Source organism: Beijerinckia sp. L45 (assembly GCF_009765775.1).
Classification (GTDB): Bacteria; Pseudomonadota; Alphaproteobacteria; order Rhizobiales; family Beijerinckiaceae; genus RH-AL1.
The window spans coordinates 624-19,107 of record NZ_LMUU01000239.1; the positions used below are offsets into that span (position 1 = coordinate 624).

Sequence of the window (18,484 nt, forward strand, 5' to 3'; positions counted from 1 at the left end):
CATTGAGCCCCGGTATGTCGGACGACAACACAAAGTAGGTGCTGTCGGTCTCGTCATAGCCAACGTAAACGGTGTAGGTCATGTCAGTCTGCACGAGTTATTCAAAGCACCCGACATGAACCATGATTGGCGCGCAAAAGCGTCTCTATCGCGTTCTCCCAGGGGTCAGGCTTTTTTACATCTTCCGGTATCAGCCCGAGGATCGCTAGTGCACCAGGGAATTTCGACTCGATATCTACTAAAACGTCCTCGCCGTTCCGGCGCATTGCAATCGAAAGGCTTCGAGCAACGCCAAAATGCAGGATCGATTTCGGCGTCGGCGTGAACGTAAACTTCAGACCACCTGGTATTTCTGACAAATCGCTGGAAATACCAATTGTGTTTCCATAGACCCTAAAGTGGTCTCTGGCCTGAGCAAACGGCATCGCGTTTTCGCGTTTAGGATAGTGGCATCGAAGATAGGTGCTCCCTGCTGTCGACAATAATTTTTGCTGATCGTCTGCCGTAGCTGCTGATAAAACGACCCTGCTAGGCGGCGACAAAGTCCAGGATAGTGCGCCGTCATATATGGGGCGCCATGTAAGCACGCTTACTGTGATGATTCCCGAAAGGACGATGAACGCACGAATGGTCCTCTTTTCGTGCAGACGCCAAGCAATATGGCTGACGAGACCGAAGGAGATTAGGACAAGGAACGCTCGTCCTACCCAGTTTATTTCAGCCACCCAGGCTAAGATGCCAAAGAGCAACCCAAGCGCTCCCTCGGCCGACAATGAAAATGTAAAACTCTTGATCATAGCGAATAAATTCTACAACGCCTTGGGATACCGGAAAATGGGTGCGTTGAAACAAACCTGACAATCGAAAGACTTTGTCACAGGAAGCTTCTACTAAAAGCGTGGCCTAAGCCATTGAACCTTGTTTTTCGTCGGCCTTATCTGCTTTTAAGCCTATTTAGGCGACGCAAGGGAGACCAGCATGACCACGTTCAAGGCGCTGCGCATCGACAAGACCGACGGCGCCCCGCATGCGGCCATCGTCGATTTCGACGAGGCGGCGCTGATGCCGGGCGACGTCACGGTGCGCGTCTCCCATTCCACCGTGAACTACAAGGACGGGCTGGCGATCACCGGCAAGAGCCCGGTGGTGCGGACCTATCCGATGATCGGCGGCATCGATTTCGCCGGCACGGTCGAAACCTCGGACGATCCCGCGTTCAAGCCGGGCGATGTCGTGGTGCTCAACGGGTGGGGTCTCGGCGAGACGCATTTCGGCGGCTATGCGGAAAAGGCGCGGGTCAAGGGCGCGTGGCTGGTCAAGCTGCCGGCGGGACTCACGCCGCATGATGCGATGGCGATCGGCACGGCGGGCTATACGGCGATGCTCTCCGTCATGGCGCTCGAGCGTCACGGCCTGACGCCCGAGCTTGGGCCGGCGATCGTCACCGGGGCGGCGGGCGGCGTCGGCTCCTTCGCGCTGATGCTGCTGAAGAAGGCCGGCTGGCACCTTGTCGCCTCGACCGGCCGCGCGGCGGAGGCGGACTATCTGAAGGGCCTCGGCGCCGACGAGATCATCGACCGCGCGGAATTGTCGGGGCCGGGAAAGCCGCTCGGCAAGGAGCGCTGGATCGCCGGCGTCGATTCCGTCGGCTCGCATACGCTGGCCAACGTCATCGCGCAGACCACGCGGCACGGCGCAATCGCCTGCTGCGGCCTGGCGCAGGGGCTCGACCTGCCGGGCTCGGTGGCGCCGTTCATCCTGCGCGGCGTGTCGCTGCTCGGCATCGACAGCGTGTACTGCCCCAGGGCGTTGCGCGTCGAGGCCTGGACGCGGCTGGCGCGCGACCTCGACCGAGACAAACTCGCGGCCGCGATCACCGACATCGCCTTCGATCAGGTCATCGAGACCGCTCACAAAATCATCGACGGGACGATCCGGGGCCGCGTCGTCGTGTCCATCCCCTGAGGCGGAACGCAGCCCGACCCTTGTCGCTTTCTCCGCCGAACCCGGAGGATGCGATGACCAAGGCGAAGGACGTGCACAAAGGCGACGACGTCACCTGGAAATGGGGGTCGGGCACCGGCGAGGGCGAAGTGTCGGCGGTTCACACCGGCGACGTCAAGAAGACGATCAAGGGCAAGACGATCACCCGCCACGCCTCTGCCGACAAGCCGGCGGTCGAGGTGAAGACCGACAAGGGTGCGAAGGTGCTGAAGTCGGTGACCGAGATCAAGGTGAAATAAGCGCCGCCCGGCGGCTCAGCCGATCGGGACCGCCGTTTCGGTCTTGATGCCTTCCAACGCGAAGCGCGAGGTCACGCTTTTCAACGGCGCGAGTGCCGCCAGGCGCTTGTAGAAGCCGTCGAAGGCGGCGGTATCGGCGACGACCACACGCAGCATGTAGTCGACGTCGCCGGCCATGCGGTAAAAATCCATGACCTCGCGCATCGCTGTGACGCCGGCGGCGAATTTCGTCTGCGTTTCGGACGAATGTTCACCGACTTCGATGGCGACGAAGACGGTCAGGCCGAGGCCGAGCTTGGCCTGATCCAAAATGGCCACGCGGCGCTTGATGTAACCGTCCTGTTCCAACCGCTGCAGCCGTTTCCAGCATGGCGTCTGCGACAGCCCGACCTTGTGCGCGATCTCGCCGATCGCGAGGGACGTGTCGACTTGGACGATCGCAAGGATGCGCTTGTCGATCGCATCCAGCGCTTTGGCCTCAGACATGGAACGGCGCTTTCTTCTTCATAGGACGTACGAGTGCGTGGATGATAGGCGCTGCGCCTGACGGCGCAACGTCTCGTAGACCGGGAGGACCGGGAAAAAGCTCAATCTTGTGGCTGAGCGACGATCCGCAGATAAGGTTTCAGCGTCTTGAATCCGTGCGGATATTTTTCGCGCGCCGCTTCGTCCGACACGGTCGGGACGATGATGACGTCCTCGCCGTGCTTCCAGTTCACCGGCGTCGCGACCTGGTGCTTGGCGGTCAGTTGCAGCGAGTCGATCACCCGAAGCACTTCGTCGAAGTTGCGTCCGGTCGAAGCCGGGTAGGTCAGCGTCAGTTTGACCTTCCGGTCCGGCCCGATGACGAACACCGAGCGGACGGTCGCCGTGTCGCTCGCGTTGGGATGGATCATCCCGTAAAGATCGGCGATGGTGCGATCGGGGTCTGCGATCAGCGGAAAATTCAGGGTCGCGCCCTGGGTCTCGGCGATGTCCTGCGCCCAGAGGTCGTGCTTATCCAGCGGATCGACCGAGAGGCCGATCGCCTTGACGTTGCGGCGTTCGAATTCCGGCTTCAGTTTGGCGGTGTAGCCGAGTTCCGTCGTGCAGACCGGCGTGAAGTTCTTCGGGTGCGAAAACAGAACGACCCAGGCGCCTTCGCTCCAGGCGTAAAAATCGATCGGACCTTCCGTCGTCTTCGCCTGGAAGTCCGGGGCGATATCGCCGAGTTGCAGTGCCATGCTTCAGATGCCTTGTGAATTGAGTAAAGTCTAGTATTGCCGACGTTTCGCAGCGTCAGAAACACCACGATAGTCGGTGTAAATGACAAATGTACTGCGCATGTCGAGCAATCGCGGCTTTCGGAACGATACGAAAGTCCTTCGGCCGGAACGGCACAAAAGGACCAAAGGACGCGCAGTTTCCAGGAAGAAGCGGCGCGTCGTCAACCCAAGAGAACGGTCGATAAATGGCGTTTGAATAAAAGGTTTTTCTACAGAATCGCGCCCTATCGGAAAAAGAGTCTTTGCAAGCGCAACCTTTGTTCGGAGGTGACGCATCGCGCGTCAGGACCCCGGCAAAGCGGAAGGCAAAGACGGAGGCCTTTGGCAAAATTACTTGCGAAAATCGAAAAATTTTTGACCACGCTATTGCTTCGGTTTGCTTGCCTCACCCGGCGTTCTGCTTCACGGTCCGACCAAACGGGGGCGACAATGCCCGCATCGACTGGATGGAAACGTGCTTCGACAAGCGTTCGCTAGGGATGATCTGCAGGCGTGCGCGGTGCGGCGTCGGGCCATGACGTCGCCTCTGAACGACGGGTCGGCGCCGAACCTTGCGCCATCCGATCGTGCCGAAAGGCGGTCGCCTGCCGTTTTCCTATGGCGAAGGTATCGTTGTACGTAAGTGCCGTCGCTTCGACACTCCTTTCAACGATGACCTCGGGACCAGTATCATGCAGCAATCGATCGTCTTCCTGGATCGCGAAACGCTCGGCGCGACCGTTCGGAAGCCGGCGTTCGACCACAGCTACGTCGAATATGAAGTGACCGCGCCGCACGAAATCGTCGAGCGGCTGCGCGACGCCACCATCTGTATCACCAACAAGGTGCCGCTCCGCGCGGATACGCTCGCGCAACTGCCCAAGCTGAAACTCATTGCCGTCGCCGCCACCGGCACCGACATCATAGACAAGCCGGATGCCAAGGCGCGCGGCATCGCCGTCGTCAACATCCGCAATTACGCCTTCAACACCGTGCCCGAGCACGTCATCGCGCTGATGTTCGCGCTGCGCCGCAACCTGGTGGCCTATGCGCGCGACGTGCAGGACGGCGTGTGGAATAAATCCCGGCAGTTCTGCTTCCTCGATCACCCGATCCATGACATCGCCGGTTCGACGCTCGGCATCGTCGGCTATGGCGCGATCGGCAAGTCGATCGGCAAGCGCGCGGAAGCGCTCGGCATGAAGGTGATCGGCTACGACGCGTTTCCGCAGGAAGGCCTCGTCGATTTCGACACGCTGCTGCGCGAGAGCGACGTCATTACGCTGCATGCGCCGCTGACGCCCGACACCAAGAATATGATTGGCGAAGCCCAGCTCAAAGCGATGAAGAAGACCGCCATCCTCATCAACACCGCACGCGGCGGCCTGGTCGATGAAGTCGCCCTCGCGGCGGCGCTGAAGAGCGGCGAGATCGCGGGCGCCGGCTTCGACGTGTTGACGACGGAGCCGCCTGTCGACGGCAATCCGCTGCTCGATCCGTCAATCCCAAACCTGATCGTCACGCCGCACGTCGCGTGGGCGAGCCAGCAGGCGATGCAGATTCTGTCCGATCAGCTCGTCGAGAATATCGAGCTTTTCGTCGGCGGCACGCCACGCAACGTCGTGGAATAACCGCCGGCTGCCGCCCGTAAGGCCGGCTTGACGATTACGCGGCGCCGCCCTTCGATGAGGTCGGCGTCGCATCGACCAGGGGTGACGAGGACAAGGTCAAAAGGCCGCCTCGCTGCCGTCACAAGGAGCGGAGGTACGCCATGGATATTCACGAGTATCAGGCCAAGGAGATCTTGCAGAAGGCCGGCGTCGGTCTTCCCCGCGGTGCGGTCGCTTTCAGCGCCGAGCAGGCGGTCTATGCCGCAACGGAACTCGGCGGCTGGCGCTGGGTGGTGAAAGCCCAGGTCCATGCCGGCGCCCGTGGCAAGGCCGGCGGCATCAAGCTGTGCCAGACCTACCACGAGGTGCGCGAAGCCGCCGAAGGCATGCTCGGCAAGACGCTGGTGACGCATCAGACGGGGCCGCAGGGCAAGCCGGTGCAGCGCGTCTACGTCGAGGTCGCCGACCCCTTCGAAAGGGAGTTCTATCTCGGCTTCGTGCTCGACCGGAAGGAAGAGCGCGTCCGCGTCATCGCCTCGAAAGAGGGCGGCATGGAGATCGAGCAGATCGCGTCGGAAAAGCCCGACAGCCTGATCCAGGTCATTGTCGAACCGGCCGTCGGCATGCAGCAGTTCGAAGCGCGCGAGATCGCCTTCAAACTCGGCCTCAACATCAAGCAGGTGCAGAGCGCCGTCGCGACCATTCTGGGCTGCTACCGCGCCTTCCGCGACCACGACGCGACGATGCTCGAGATCAACCCGCTGGTCCTCACCAAGGACGGCCGGATTCTCGCCCTCGATGCCAAGATGAGTTTTGACGACAACGCGATGTTCCGCCAGCGCAAGGTCGCCGACATGCACGACCCCGCGCAGGAGGACCCGCGCGAGGCGCAGGCGGCAGAGCATCAGCTGAACTACGTCGGGCTCGACGGCACCATCGGCTGCATCGTCAACGGCGCCGGTCTCGCGATGGCGACGATGGACATGATCAAATACGCCGGCGGCGAACCTGCCAACTTCCTCGACGTCGGCGGCGGCGCCAGTGCCGCGCGCGTCGCGACGGCCTTCCGGCTCGTGCTGTCGGACAAAAACGTCGACGCGGTGCTGGTCAACATCTTCGCCGGCATCAACCGCTGCGACTGGGTTGCCGAGGGCATCGTCCAGGCCGTCAAGGAGACCAAGATCGGCGTGCCGCTGGTGGTGCGCCTCGCCGGCACCAACGTCGAGGCCGGCCGCAAGATTCTGCGCGAGAGCGGTATCGATCTCTACACCGCGGAAAGCCTGACCGAGGCCGCGAAGCTCGCGGTCGAGGTCTCCCAAAAGCATAAGACGGCGGCCTGAAGGAGGATTTCGGCATGAGCATTCTCATCAACAAAAGCACCAAAATCATCTTTCAGGGTTTTACCGGCGACAAGGGCACGTTCCACGGTCGCGAGGCGATCGAATACGGCACCAATCTCGTCGGCGGCGTCACGCCGGGGAAGGGCGGCCAGCGCCATCTCGACCGGCCGGTGTTCAACACGGTGAAGGAAGCCGTCGAGGCGACGGGGGCGGAAGCCTCCATCACCTTCGTGGCGCCCCCCTATTGCGCCGATGCGATCATGGAAGGGGCGGATGCAGGCCTGCGCCTGATCTGCGCCATCACCGACGGCATTCCGGCTCAGGACATGATGCGGGTGAAACGCTATCTCCGCCGCTATCCCAAGGACCGCCGCACGATGCTGGTCGGGCCGAATTGCGCCGGCATCATCAGCCCCGGCGAGGCGATGCTCGGCATCATGCCCGGCAACATCTACTCCAAAGGCAACATCGGCGTCGTGTCGCGCTCCGGCACGCTCGGCTACGAGGCGGCGGAACAGCTGAAGGCGCTCGGCCTCGGCATTTCCACCAGCGTCGGCATCGGCGGCGACCCGATCAACGGCAGCTCGTTCCTCGACCATCTCGAACTCTTCGAGAAGGACCCGGATACCCATGCCGTGTTGATGATCGGCGAGATCGGTGGCCCGCAGGAGGCCGAAGCCGCGGCCTGGATCCAGAAGCATATGAGCAAACCCGTGGTCGGCTACGTCGCCGGCCTGACCGCCCCGAAAGGCCGCCGCATGGGCCATGCCGGCGCGATCATCTCGGGCGAGGGCGACAGTGCCAAGGAGAAGTCCGAGATCATGGAAAGTTTCGGCCTCACCGTGGCGCCGAGCCCCGGCGAACTCGGCTCGACCATGCTGCGCGTGCTCGAAGGCAAGCGCCGCGCGGCTTAAATCCTCACCCGCGCAGCGGGGGAGGGGGACCACGCGAAGCGTGGTGGACGGGGCATCGGACTGCTACCAGGCGTGCGCAAGTCGGTTTCATCAATCGGGCCCGGCGCTGCGTCTTGAAGTGTCCCGACGCAGCGCTCATCCTGCTTCGTTGCGACGCGATGGCAAGGTCATCAAAGGCCGTGACGCGTGACGCATAGTGACGCGAAAATGGTGATGTGCGGCCCGCGGTTTGTGGATTTTGAGACACACTCGGACGGGCAGGCTCAGCGCCCGCCGCGCCCCCTCCACCGCCTGCGGCGGTTCCCATCCCCCGTTTTACGGGGCAGGATCATTCCCACCATCGAGGAAAGAAAAATGAGCTTCACGCTGATCGACCAGGCGACGCCGCGGCTTCACCGCTCGGAACTCGCCGTGCCCGGCTCCAACGACGCGCTGTTCGAGAAATCGGCGAAGAGCGACGCCGACATCATCTTCCTCGACTGCGAGGACGCGGTGGCGCCCGACGACAAGGAGAAGGCGCGGAAAAACATCGTCCAGGGCCTCAACGACATCGACTGGGGCGCCAAGACGATGATGGTGCGCATCAACGGTCTCGATACACACTACATGTATCGTGACGTCGTCGACATCGTCGAAGCCTGCCCGCGCCTCGACATGATTTTGATCCCGAAGGTCGGCACCGCGGCCGACGTCTACGCGATCGACGTGCTGGTCACCCAGATCGAAGCCGCGAAGAAGCGCACGAAAAAGATCGGCTTCGAGATCCTGATCGAGACGGCGCTCGGCATGGCCAATGTCGAGACCATCGCGCAGAGCTCGAAGCGCAACGAGGCGATGAGCTTTGGCGTCGCCGACTATGCCGCGAGCACCCGCGCGCGCACCACCGTCATCGGCGGCGTTCACCCGGACTACGGCGTGCTCACCGACAAGGATTCCTCCGGCAACCGCGACTACCACTGGGCCGATCCGTGGATGTATGCACAGAGCCGGATGATGGTGGCGTGCCGGGCCTATGGTTTGCGGCCCATCGATGGCCCGTTCGGTGATTTCAACGATCCAGAAGGATACAAAGCGGCCGCGCGGCGCGCCGCGGTGCTCGGATTCGAGGGCAAGTGGGCGATCCATCCGAGCCAGATCGGTCTCGCCAACGAGATCTATTCGCCGTCCGAGGCCGAGGTCACCAAGGCGCGGCGCATCCTCGAAGCGATGCAGCAGGCGGCCAAGGACGGGCGCGGCGCGGTCTCGCTCGACGGCCGGCTGATCGACATCGCCTCCATCCGCATGGCGGAGGCGCTGATCGCCAAGGCGGACACCATTCCGCAGATCAAGACGTCGGCCGCGGCCTAAGCCTCTACTCGAACCGTGAAACGCCCGCGCCGATCAGTCGGGGCGGGCGTTCCGGATCGCCAAGCACGCGGTCTGTGACTGTGGCGCCTGAAGCCGTCTTCTAACGGCTACTTCTTGTAGTGGTGGTGATGGTGATGCTTCACGGGCTCAGGGGCCGGCGCGGGCGCCGGGGTGAAGATGTGGAACGGGTCGAGGTCGAGGCCAAGCGGGTTGAGATCGATGTCATCGGCAAAGGCCGGCGCGGACGACAAGAAGAGTGCGACGCCAACGAGGGCAAGAGGTTTAAACATACGGACCATGCGGACATTCTCCTCAATAGTGTTCGGCCATTCCGGCCAATGAATTAAATAGCGTTGTTCCCGGCTGCTGTCGAACACACTCTTGCCTTGAAATGACTGTCCGGCAGACTGTGCTGTCGCTGCGGCTGTTGCTGTAGCGGCGGAATCCGGCTGGATCGCAAGTCTAGGCTCAATATCGGGGCCCAACCCGATGCGCTCAGCTCGCCATCGCTACGGCAGGATGAGCCTGTTGAACCACGGCATCGGTGTCGTCGGGTCGCAACACGCGGTCGCCGATCCAGACCGGCGCAATCGATCCATCGGAGCGGATCTCGCCGATCATGGCCGGCCGGTGGGCGTGCTGGCCGTTGTCGATCAAGACATCGAACCCGCTTGGAGCCCGGATCGTCATGCCGCGCAGCTTGGAGCGCACGGCGCTCGCGTCGGCCGACCCTGCAGCCAGGACGGCGGCCTTCCAGATCGAAAAGCCGATCCACGTCGCTTCGAGAGCATCGTTGGCCGTCGCCGAAGGATCGCCGATCATGCCGCGCCATTGCGCGATGAACCGATCATTGTCGGCCGTGTCGAGACGGTGGAGATAATTCCACGCGACATAATTCCCCGCCACGGTGCGGTAATCGAGCGACGGCATTTCGCGCTCGCCGATCGAAAGACACATCGTGGGAATGCGTCCCGACGTTATGCCGCGGCGCGCCAATTCGCGGAAAAACAGCACGGTCGCATCGGCGTTCAGGGTCGACATGATCGCGACATGGCCGCGCCTCTCGGCCCGGACGATCTCGCCGACGATATTCGACCAGGCGTTATGCGCGACCGGCACGGCGAGATCGAGCATGACGGTCATGCCGGCTTTGGGGGCGAAACGCTTGATCGCGGCATGGGTGCCGAGCGAGTAGGGCGACTGGCCGCCGATCAGGATCAGATTGCGTCGACCGAGTCTCTTGAGGAAATCGATCGCGGGCTTCGCCTGTTGCGCCGGGGTGCCGCCCACATAGACGATATTCGGCGACCCCTCGTCGCCTTCATATTGGCTGGGATAGAAGAGCAGGCTGTCGCGTCGCTCGACCACCGGGCGGATTTCCATGCGCGAATGCGACGTCCAGCCGCCGAATATGACGGCGGCGCCTTTGGCGAGGAGATGCTCGGCGCCGTCGCCATAGGCCCGGGCGTCGCCATGGGGATTGACGATGTGGGCTTCGAGCGGGCGTCCGAGAAGGCCGCCGGATTTGTTGGTCTGCTCGATCAGGCCGATGAGCATCTCCTGAAGCGGCCGTTCCGCGGCGGTAACCGTCCCCGAGAGCGAATGCAGGACCCCGACTTTGATCGCGCCCGAAGCAAGGTCTTCGAAATACCCCCTGAACCCCGCGACAAGAGTCTCGGATCGCGTCATCAGGCTGCGAGCGTTGTGGAGGACGGAGCGGCCGGCGGCCTCGATTTCGCCGATGCCGGTTGCAAGGTCGGGCATCGCATCGGTGACGCGCGTCGCGATGCTCGTCGCGTTCGTGCCGATGCGCTCGATCTCCAGTGTGCCGAGCGCCAGCGACCCGGTGAAGGCGCGGTGCGCGTCGGTCATCGACCCGACGTGGGACATCACCGCATCGATGGCGCTCGACGTGTCCTCCACGGCCGACTGGATCGCCTCGATCTGGCTGCGGATCGTTCCGGTCGCCTGTTCCGTCTTGGTCGCGAGCTGCTTGACCTCGCTGGCGACGACCGCGAAGCCGCGACCGGCCTCGCCGGCCCGCGCGGCCTCGATCGTCGCGTTCAGAGCAAGGAGCGACGTCTGCGAGGCCACCGAGCGGATGATGGCGATGATCGCGCTGATCTCCTGGCCCGAGCGCTTCAGCCGCTCGATCGTATCGCGAGCGCGCAAAAGGTCAGTCAAGGTCGAGCGGGTCGCCGATTCCGACTGCGCAATCTGTCCCGACGTTCGCGCGACGACGTTGGACACTTCTTTGGCGGCGAGGGATACGGCATTCACGTCCGTCGTCGCGCCCGAGACGGCGTTCGACACGACGAGCACGTCTTTCAACAGGCTGGCATTATGGGTGTTCAGGTTTTCGACCGTCGCGCAAATCTCCTCGCCCTTGTCGGAAAACTGCTCGAACGCCTCGGCGACCGACTCGTGAAAGCGGTTGGTGAAAAACGTCGCGCTTTCGCGATGGCTTCGCGCCTCGGCGAACATTCGTTTGTGGTCGGCGATCGCGGCGTCTGCGGCGATCAGGTCCGAGCGCATGGTCTCGCCGGCTTCGGCGATCTTCCGGCAATTGGCGCTCTCGAGCCAATTCATCGGGAACGCGACGAAGCGGTCGCCGCCGGCGATCGACGAGAGAAGAGCCACCGAGCGCTGCCGCTGGCTGGAGCTCAGGACCGCCGTGGCCAGGGCCAGCGCCGCGGCGACGCGGCTTGTCCAGGACTGCGCGTCGACCTCGATGATGAGGAAGCACGCGACCGATACCGTGGAGATCGTGTTCCACTTCACGATGGCCCGAAGACGGGAGAGGCTGGAGGACATGGCGGCCGATCTTTTGAAGCTGCCCCCAGCATATGCCGCAACATTTAAAAGAAGCGATAACGCGATGAGGTTTTCCGCGTAAGCATCGGAAAACGTGAGCGTTCCCAGCGGATCGTCAGCACGCGCATGGCTGCTTCGCGCTTGATTTCAGGCGCAGCCTTCGCGCTATGCTTGGTCCGACAAAACGGAGGCGGATCATGGCGCGTGACCTGGGGACTGCGGAGCACGAGGCGGCCGATCGAACCAAGCCGATCCCGAGCGGCGCGCGCATTGGCCATGTGCATCTCAAGGTCGCCGACCTGGATCGGGCGCTTGCGTTCTATTGCGGTGTCCTTGGCTTCGAATTGACCCAGCGGTTTGGGACCCAGGCCGCGTTCGTGTCGGCCGGCGGTTACCACCACCATATCGGTCTCAACACGTGGGAGAGCGCGGGCGGGTCGCCGCCGGCACCGGGCACGACCGGCCTGTTTCATCTTGCCATTCTCTATCCAGAGCGGCGTGATCTCGGCTTGGCGCTCCAGCGTCTGATCGACAACGACGTCGCGCTGGATGGCGCCAGCGATCATGGCGTCAGCGAAGCGCTCTACCTTCGCGATCCCGACGGCAACGGCGTCGAACTCTACTGGGATCGCGAGCAGAGTTCATGGCCCCACGCGCCCGACGGCAGCTTGGCGATGGTCACGAAGCGTCTGGATCTCGATGACCTGCTTGCAACGACGACCGGACCCTGAGACCTCAGGTCTCGGATCCCGCGCAGCCCTCGTTCCCCGCTCGATCGCAGCACCCGCGCGGATCTGGAACCTGGGTCCACTCGCCGGTGCTGTGAAGGATCATGTTCAAAGGCACTTTGAAGCGATCGTCCTGCTCGCACCCGAATGTCTTTTCACAATGGGCGTCGACGCTGAGGGTCGAGGCGATCTGGTCGCGAGCATCGAAATCATCGAGCGCATAAATCCAAAAACTATCCTCGTTGGCTTGGCCCATAGGCCAAACATAGAAATTCGGCATCGAACGCCCCTTCGTTTCGCACTCGGGTCACTTTAGAGCCTTTGCTGCGAAACGGGGAGCAAACTTTAGTTCACGAGTTGTTTGACGTCCGAAAAGATGGGGCGTTCGACACGGCCGCGGCGCAGCGAGAAATCCAGAGCCGCAAGGTGATCGAGCGTGGCGCGGAGGACCGTGGCCTCTTCGACGCCGAACGTTGCCTCGAAACGCGATTGCGCCCGCTGCCAAAGCGCGTTGCATACGTCGAGTTTTGCCCGCCCTTCCTCTGTCAGCACGACGAGCTTGATGCGCCTGTCCGTCTTTGCCGGATGAAGCGCCACCAGAGCATCGCGTTCGAGAGGCCGCAGGGTGTGCGACAGGGCGGACCGGTCGAGGACCAGCGCGGTCGCCAAATCGGTCATGGATGGCGATCCCAGCCGCACGATCTGCTGCAACAGAGCATGTTGCGTCGCCCGCAAGCCGCTGGGCGCCAGAACTTCATCGTAAAAATGGCCCAGGCGTCGGGATGCTCGCTTTGCTGCAGCGTTGTTGCAGACACTACCATCAAGTCTGTAGATACAGGTCACTGCGGAAACCTCACGTGTAAGCTGAGACGCCGCCAAAGAGCGCTAGCTTGATGAGCATCCAAACAAGCATGTTCTAAGTCAATATCGTATATTCTGTGAGTATACCGCAATAAGAACGCGTATTATTGCGTAAATGCCGGGCTTATACACCTTGTTTCCGTTCCTGCCGCCGCAAAGCTAAAGTGAATTCAAGGGTGAAAGACGCGTCTTGGTCAAAAAACAACCGAGAAAATAGGCGGGATTTGATGAAAACGCCGGCACCGCCAACAGCTGAATGTTAGCCGTTTTCAGGGCTATTGTTGCGCGTCGCGCGACTTGCAAAGCGCGTTTCAGGTGCATCCCTGGGTTTTGCGACTGCTTTTCTACGACCGGAATCTAAGCGCGCAGGCAAGTGATTCGGGCATTGCTCGCCGTCGGCGCTGCCCCATATCTCCTTTCGAGGCGATCGAATAGGCCGATCGCAACAGGAGACAGCCATGGATAGCGATCAGATTGCCGGCAAATTCAAGGACGTGACCGGCAGGGCGGAAGCCGCCATCGGCGAGGCAACCGGCGATCGAGATACGCAGGCGAGCGGTCGCGCGCGCCAGGCTGAAGGCAAGGTGCAGGACCTCTACGGTCAGGCGCAAGAGGTCATCGGCGATGCTCTCGGCGACACGACGAAATCGGCCGAGAAGGTTTTGCATAGCGCGCGGGAGGCCGTCGAAACCGGCGCTGCGACCCTCACCAAGGAAGTCAACGCACGACCGCTGATCGCCTTGCTGATCGCCGCTCTCGTCGGATACGTCGTCGCAGCGCTGATGCACGGCTCGAGCAACGGCCGCCGCTGAACCCTGGTCGGCGTCGCTGCGGTTCAGACTGCAGCGACGCCGCCGTCATCAAAGCATCGCGAGCGCTTGCTTGCGCTTCGGCAGCGGAAACGACGCGTCCAAGGTCGCGATGTCGGCCGGCGTCAAAACCAAGTCCGCGGCCTTCCGATTTTCCCTGACGTGTGCGACCGACGCCGCCTTGGGGATGACGATCGCGCCGTCGCGCATCGCCCACGCCAGCGCGACCTGCATGGGCGTCGCGCCATGCGCATCGGCAACGGTGTCGAGGGCGCTGCCGCCGGGCAGCCTGCCCTGTTCGACGGGGCTATACGCCATCAGCGGAATGCCTTTGTCTTTCATCCACGGCAAGAGATCGTAGTCCGGCCCGCGCCGCGTCACGTTGTAGAGTACCTGGTTGGTCGCGCAGGCCGTGCCGCCTGCGGCAAGCAGCTCCTCCATGTCGTCGGTGTCGAAATTGCTGACGCCCCACGCCTTGATCTTCCCGGCCTTCTGCAGGGCGCTCATGGCCTCGACGGTTTCGTCGAGCGGGACCTGGCCTGGCCAATGTAGGAGATAAAGATCGAGATGATCCGTCTTCAGACGCTGAAGACTGGCCTCGCAGGCCACCGGCAACTTTTTGCGCGAGGCGTTTTGCGGGTAGGCCTTGCTGACGAGGTAGACGTCGTCACGGCGGCCCACGAGCGCGGCGCCGAGGAAGCGTTCCGTCCGGCCCTCGCCATACATTTCCGCGGTATCGATCAGCGTCATGCCGAGATCGATGCCGGTCAGCAGCGCAGCTTCTTCCTCGGCCCTTCGCGCGCTGTCCTCGCCCATGCGCCAGGTGCCCTGACCGAGGGTAGGGACTGTCGTACCGTCGGGCATCGTGATTTGGCGCATCGTGCGGACTCCTGGGCTGGCTTGCTCTAGAGCACTTTCCGCTTTGGTGGGATCACCAAAGCGATCAGAAATCGCTCTCTTCTCAAAAAGTTAGAGCATTTTCTCGATCACAAAAGTCTGCGACTTTTGTGGAAAATGCTCTAACATGCGACGGCGCATCACGATCCATCCCGGCCCTTCGGGACTTGAAAAGAGCCGCCGACCCTTTCTACAAGGCCGTCCCTGCGCCTCGGCGCTGCCGATGCCAGCCTTTCAGAGCGCCCGACAATGTGGACCCGCGAGATTGCCTGGATCGAGCCCATCAAGGCCGCGGCACAACTGGCCGATCTGCCGGGCCTGAGCCTGCTCGACAGCGCGATGCCGCATTCGGTGCTGGGGCGCTATTCCACGCTCGCCGCCGACCCCTTCGGGCTGTTCCATGTCGAGGATGGTCGTGCGTTCTGGAACAATGAAGCTGTGTCGGGCGCTCCTTTGGACGCGTTGCGCGTGCAATTGTCGCGTTACCGCTGCGAGCCTGTGGATGGCCTGCCGCCATTTCAGGGCGGCGCGATCGGCGTGCTGTCCTACGAGTTCGGCTGGGCGCTGGATCAGGGTCCGACCCGGCACCACGAGCCAGTCGGCCGGACGGTGCATCTCGGCTTCTACGACCTCGTGGTCGCCTTCGATCATGAACAGCACCGCTGCTGGATCATCGCCAGCGGCTGGCCGGCGCCGTCGCGCGCGGCACGCCAGCGGCGGGCAGACGGCCGCATCGCGGCGTTTCTGGCCAGGCTCGACCATCCAACGGAAACGCCGCACACAGTCGAACCCCTGCGCTGGACGCCTGATATGACGCCCGTCATGTATCGTGCCGCGGTCGATACGGTGAAGGGTCACATCCGAGCGGGGGACATCTACCAGGCGAATATCGCGCAGCGCTTTTCCGCCGCCGTGCCGCCGACGGCCGACAGCCTGCAGCTTTACCGGCAGCTTCGCGCAGCCAACCCCGCGCCCTTCGCCGCCTATCTTCGCTGCGGCGCGACGACGATTCTGTCGAGCTCACCGGAGCGCCTGGTGCGTACCGTCGGGCGCACTGTCGAGACGCGCCCGATCAAGGGCACCGCGCGCCGCGCGGCCGATCCCGCCGCCGATACAGCGGCCGCGCAGGCGCTGTTGGCCTCGGAGAAGGACCGCGCGGAAAACGTGATGATCGTCGACCTGCTGCGCAACGATCTCGCTCGGGTCTGCGTGCCGACCTCGGTCGCCGTGCCGGTGCTGTGCGGGCTGGAGAGCTATGCCGGCTTGCATCACCTCGTGTCGGTCGTCATCGGCGCGCTGCGCGATGGGTGCGATGCGCTGGACCTCATCGGCGCGACCTTTCCCGGCGGCTCGATCACCGGCGCGCCAAAGCTGCGGGCAATGGAGATCATCGCGGATATCGAAGGGCGTCCGCGCGGCGTCTACTGCGGCGCGATCGGAGCGATCGGCTTCGATGGCGACGTCGATTTCAACATCGCGATCCGCACCATCGTGATCGAACACGGCGTGGCGACGTTTCAGACCGGCGGCGGCATCACCATCCTCTCCGATCCCGATGCGGAATACGAGGAGACGCTGACCAAGGCGCAGCGCATTTTTGCCGCCTTCGCCGAAGCGGATGCGCCCAGCGCGGACATCTTTGTATGATCCTCGTCATCGATAACTACGATTCCTTCGTCCACAACGTCGCGCGCTATTTTTCCGTGCTGGGCGAGACGACGCGGGTGGTGCGCAACGACGCGCTGAGCGTCGCTCAGATCCGAAGCCTCCGGCCCATGGCGATCGTCATATCACCGGGACCCGGCACGCCGGCCGAAGCAGGCGTCTCCTGCGCGGTGATCGCGGCGCTGTCGGGCGAGGTGCCGATCTTCGGCGTCTGTCTCGGCCATCAGTGTATCGGCACCGTGTTCGGCGGCACGGTCGCACGCGCCAAAAATCCCATGCACGGGCGGGCATCCTCGATTTCGCATCAGGGTGCGCGCCTGTTCGCCGGGTTGCCGGCACCGATGACGGTCGGGCGCTACCATTCCCTGATCGTCGAGACAGCCGGCTCCGTATATGATGACCTGATCGTCGACGCGGCGTCGGAGGAGGGGGAGATCATGGCGCTGTCGCACCGCATCCATCCGACCTACGGCGTGCAGTTCCATCCGGAGTCGATCCTCACCCAGAACGGCGAGGCCCTGTTCAAAAACTTCCTCATGCTCGCCGAGGCCTGGAGCGCCGATGCCCTGGTTTGACGGCACGCTCCACGCGGAAAAGACGCTGCCCTTCGACGTCACCGATCGCGGGCTGTTGCTGGGCGACGGCGCGTTCGACACGGCGCTGGTGCTGCGCGGCACGATCGTGTGGCGCGGCGCACATCTGACCCGGCTAGCCGCGGCGTGCCGGACGCTCGGATTTCCCCTCGACGCCGCGGCCGTTGATCGCGCTATCGCGGCTGTCGTGACCGACAACATCGACGGATCGCTGCGCATTACGGTGACGCATGGGCCGGGACCGCGCGGCCTGGCGCCGCCGCCCGCGCCGCAACCCAAGATTTTGGTTTCCTTCGCGCCGCTGCGCGCAAAACCGTTTTTCGCGCCGCTGTCGCTGCACGTCTCAGGGATCCGCCGCAACGAGACATCGCCGACATCTCGGTTGAAATCGCTGAACTACCTCGATGCCGTCCTCGCCAGCCGGGAAGCGGTGCGCCACGGCTTTGCCGATGCCCTGTTCCTTAACACCAGGGAGCACGTCGCCTGCGCGACGGTCGGCAACATCGTCGTCCTCCACGAGGGGCGTCTGATCACGCCGCCGCTCGCCGACGGCGTTGTGGCCGGCACGGCACGCGCTGCGCTGCTGCGCTTGGCCGAGGTCGTGGGGCTGGAGCCGGCGGAGCGCTCCGTGACCCTCGACGATCTGGCCCAGGCGGACGCGGTCTTCGTCGGCAACAGCCTCAAGCTGCTGGCCCCGGTGACGCGCATCGGCGCCGTCGAAAAACCTGTCCCAACCGATCTTCGTTGCGCCGCCCTGATCGCCGCGCTCTGCACTGCGATCAAAGAAGACTGCGGCACCGATCCGCGGCGCCTCTAGCCTTATTCACCCGCTGGAAGACGCGCTTTGTCGGGCCGGCCGCGATTTTCCAGGCCGGAGAGATGACCTTCCTCGACCTCCTGCCAGACCTTGCCTTCGACCAGCCGCGAGCCGCGGCCATAGGTGAAGAAAGCCCAGGCCCAGTTCACGAAGACGATGACGCGGTTGCGATAGCCGATCAGCAGCAGCAGATGCACCAGCGACCAGGCGAGCCAGGCCAACGTTCCCGTCAGCTTGATACCGCCAAGCACCGCGATGGCATGCGAGCGGCCGATCACCGCCATCGTGCCAAGGTTCTTGTAGACGAAGGGGCCGGGGTGCTTCACCGCGCCGATGCGGCTGGCGATGACTTTCGCGACATAGGCGCCCTGCTGCTTGGCGACCGGGGCCAAGCCGGGCAGGGGGCGGCCGCCGTCGACCTTGAAGCTCGAGACGTCGCCGACCGAGAAAATCTCGGGATGGCCAGGAATCGAGCATTCGTTGGTCACCTCGACACCGCCGTTGCGGGCCGCCGCGGCGCCGAGCCACTCCGCGACAGGCTCGGCCCGCGTGCCGGCGCACCAGAACACGTTGGCGGCCTCGATACGCTGGCCGTTCACCGT

General features: G+C 63.3%; 20 protein-coding genes. 11 read left to right on the plus strand and 9 right to left on the minus strand.

Annotation, left to right across the window (positions count from 1 at the left end):
* Positions 1-101: 101 nt before the first annotated feature.
* The gene (locus GSQ79_RS24540; protein ID WP_158811385.1) at positions 102-797 is read right to left on the minus strand and encodes a hypothetical protein; all 696 of its coding nucleotides are present in this window, start codon (positions 795-797) and stop codon (positions 102-104) included.
* A gap of 181 nt (positions 798-978) precedes the next feature.
* Between GSQ79_RS24540 and GSQ79_RS24545 the strand changes: the two genes are divergently transcribed.
* Positions 979-1,965 carry an MDR family oxidoreductase gene (locus GSQ79_RS24545; RefSeq protein WP_158811386.1) on the plus strand — a complete coding sequence of 329 codons (987 nt, stop codon included), beginning with the start codon at positions 979-981 and terminating at the stop codon, positions 1,963-1,965.
* A 53-nt stretch (positions 1,966-2,018) separates the two neighbouring features.
* Positions 2,019-2,243 carry a DUF2945 domain-containing protein gene (locus GSQ79_RS24550; protein WP_158811387.1) on the plus strand — a complete coding sequence of 75 codons (225 nt, stop codon included), beginning with the start codon at positions 2,019-2,021 and terminating at the stop codon, positions 2,241-2,243.
* 15 nt (positions 2,244-2,258) lie between these two features.
* Here GSQ79_RS24550 and GSQ79_RS24555 read toward each other — a convergent pair whose 3' ends face one another.
* Together GSQ79_RS24555 and GSQ79_RS24560 are read right to left on the minus strand one after the other, a co-directional pair.
* A complete protein-coding gene (locus GSQ79_RS24555; RefSeq protein WP_174243266.1) occupies positions 2,259-2,729 on the minus strand; it encodes an Lrp/AsnC family transcriptional regulator in 471 nt (156 codons plus the stop codon).
* A gap of 101 nt (positions 2,730-2,830) precedes the next feature.
* Entirely contained in the window at positions 2,831-3,466 is a 636-nt protein-coding gene (locus tag GSQ79_RS24560; protein ID WP_158811388.1) for a peroxiredoxin, read from the minus strand.
* Between the two features lie 713 nt (positions 3,467-4,179).
* Here GSQ79_RS24560 and GSQ79_RS24565 point away from each other — a divergent pair.
* The 4 genes from GSQ79_RS24565 (at position 4,180) to GSQ79_RS24580 (ending at position 8,698) form a co-directional block, all read left to right on the plus strand.
* The gene (locus GSQ79_RS24565; RefSeq protein ID WP_158811389.1) at positions 4,180-5,118 is read left to right on the plus strand and encodes a D-2-hydroxyacid dehydrogenase; all 939 of its coding nucleotides are present in this window, start codon (positions 4,180-4,182) and stop codon (positions 5,116-5,118) included.
* A gap of 140 nt (positions 5,119-5,258) precedes the next feature.
* Positions 5,259-6,437 carry a malate--CoA ligase subunit beta gene (locus tag GSQ79_RS24570; protein WP_158811390.1) on the plus strand — a complete coding sequence of 393 codons (1,179 nt, stop codon included), beginning with the start codon at positions 5,259-5,261 and terminating at the stop codon, positions 6,435-6,437.
* 14 nt (positions 6,438-6,451) lie between these two features.
* Positions 6,452-7,351 (plus strand): succinate--CoA ligase subunit alpha, encoded by a 900-nt coding sequence (gene sucD, locus GSQ79_RS24575; protein ID WP_158811391.1) that lies wholly within the window; start codon positions 6,452-6,454, stop codon positions 7,349-7,351.
* A 354-nt stretch (positions 7,352-7,705) separates the two neighbouring features.
* Positions 7,706-8,698, plus strand: a complete 993-nt coding sequence (locus tag GSQ79_RS24580) for a CoA ester lyase (protein ID WP_158811392.1) — start codon at positions 7,706-7,708, stop codon at positions 8,696-8,698.
* A 107-nt stretch (positions 8,699-8,805) separates the two neighbouring features.
* On the opposite strand, the gene GSQ79_RS24585 is transcribed toward GSQ79_RS24580, so the two are convergent.
* Complete coding sequence (locus GSQ79_RS24585) at positions 8,806-8,997, minus strand: hypothetical protein (RefSeq protein WP_158811393.1); 192 nt, start codon at positions 8,995-8,997, stop codon at positions 8,806-8,808.
* Positions 8,998-9,193: 196 nt separating this feature from the next.
* The gene (locus GSQ79_RS24590; RefSeq protein ID WP_158811394.1) at positions 9,194-11,512 is read right to left on the minus strand and encodes a transporter substrate-binding protein; all 2,319 of its coding nucleotides are present in this window, start codon (positions 11,510-11,512) and stop codon (positions 9,194-9,196) included.
* Between the two features lie 197 nt (positions 11,513-11,709).
* Between GSQ79_RS24590 and GSQ79_RS24595 the strand changes: the two genes are divergently transcribed.
* Positions 11,710-12,243: a VOC family protein gene (locus GSQ79_RS24595; protein WP_158811395.1), complete on the plus strand. Its 534-nt coding sequence runs from the start codon at positions 11,710-11,712 to the stop codon at positions 12,241-12,243.
* A 4-nt stretch (positions 12,244-12,247) separates the two neighbouring features.
* On the opposite strand, the gene GSQ79_RS24600 is transcribed toward GSQ79_RS24595, so the two are convergent.
* Entirely contained in the window at positions 12,248-12,520 is a 273-nt protein-coding gene (locus GSQ79_RS24600) for a hypothetical protein (protein WP_158811396.1), read from the minus strand.
* A gap of 65 nt (positions 12,521-12,585) precedes the next feature.
* A complete protein-coding gene (locus tag GSQ79_RS24605; RefSeq protein WP_368669973.1) occupies positions 12,586-13,083 on the minus strand; it encodes a MarR family winged helix-turn-helix transcriptional regulator in 498 nt (165 codons plus the stop codon).
* 476 nt (positions 13,084-13,559) lie between these two features.
* Between GSQ79_RS24605 and GSQ79_RS24610 the strand changes: the two genes are divergently transcribed.
* Positions 13,560-13,913: a CsbD family protein gene (locus GSQ79_RS24610; RefSeq protein ID WP_158811397.1), complete on the plus strand. Its 354-nt coding sequence runs from the start codon at positions 13,560-13,562 to the stop codon at positions 13,911-13,913.
* A 48-nt stretch (positions 13,914-13,961) separates the two neighbouring features.
* Here GSQ79_RS24610 and GSQ79_RS24615 read toward each other — a convergent pair whose 3' ends face one another.
* Positions 13,962-14,789, minus strand: a complete 828-nt coding sequence (locus GSQ79_RS24615; RefSeq protein ID WP_158811398.1) for an aldo/keto reductase — start codon at positions 14,787-14,789, stop codon at positions 13,962-13,964.
* Between the two features lie 267 nt (positions 14,790-15,056).
* Between GSQ79_RS24615 and pabB the strand changes: the two genes are divergently transcribed.
* Genes pabB through GSQ79_RS24630 form a run of 3 tightly spaced genes read left to right on the plus strand, consistent with a single transcriptional unit; the run spans position 15,057 to position 17,882 of the window.
* Positions 15,057-16,454, plus strand: a complete 1,398-nt coding sequence (gene pabB, locus GSQ79_RS24620) for an aminodeoxychorismate synthase component I (protein WP_158811399.1) — start codon at positions 15,057-15,059, stop codon at positions 16,452-16,454.
* Entirely contained in the window at positions 16,451-17,047 is a 597-nt protein-coding gene (locus GSQ79_RS24625) for an aminodeoxychorismate/anthranilate synthase component II (RefSeq protein ID WP_158811400.1), read from the plus strand. Before pabB ends, GSQ79_RS24625 begins: the two co-directional genes overlap by 4 nt.
* A complete protein-coding gene (locus tag GSQ79_RS24630; RefSeq protein WP_158811401.1) occupies positions 17,034-17,882 on the plus strand; it encodes an aminotransferase class IV in 849 nt (282 codons plus the stop codon). Before GSQ79_RS24625 ends, GSQ79_RS24630 begins: the two co-directional genes overlap by 14 nt.
* A 2-nt stretch (positions 17,883-17,884) precedes the next feature.
* Here GSQ79_RS24630 and GSQ79_RS24635 read toward each other — a convergent pair.
* The coding region (locus GSQ79_RS24635; protein ID WP_158811402.1) for an NAD(P)/FAD-dependent oxidoreductase at positions 17,885-18,484 on the minus strand (600 nt) is incomplete at its 5' end.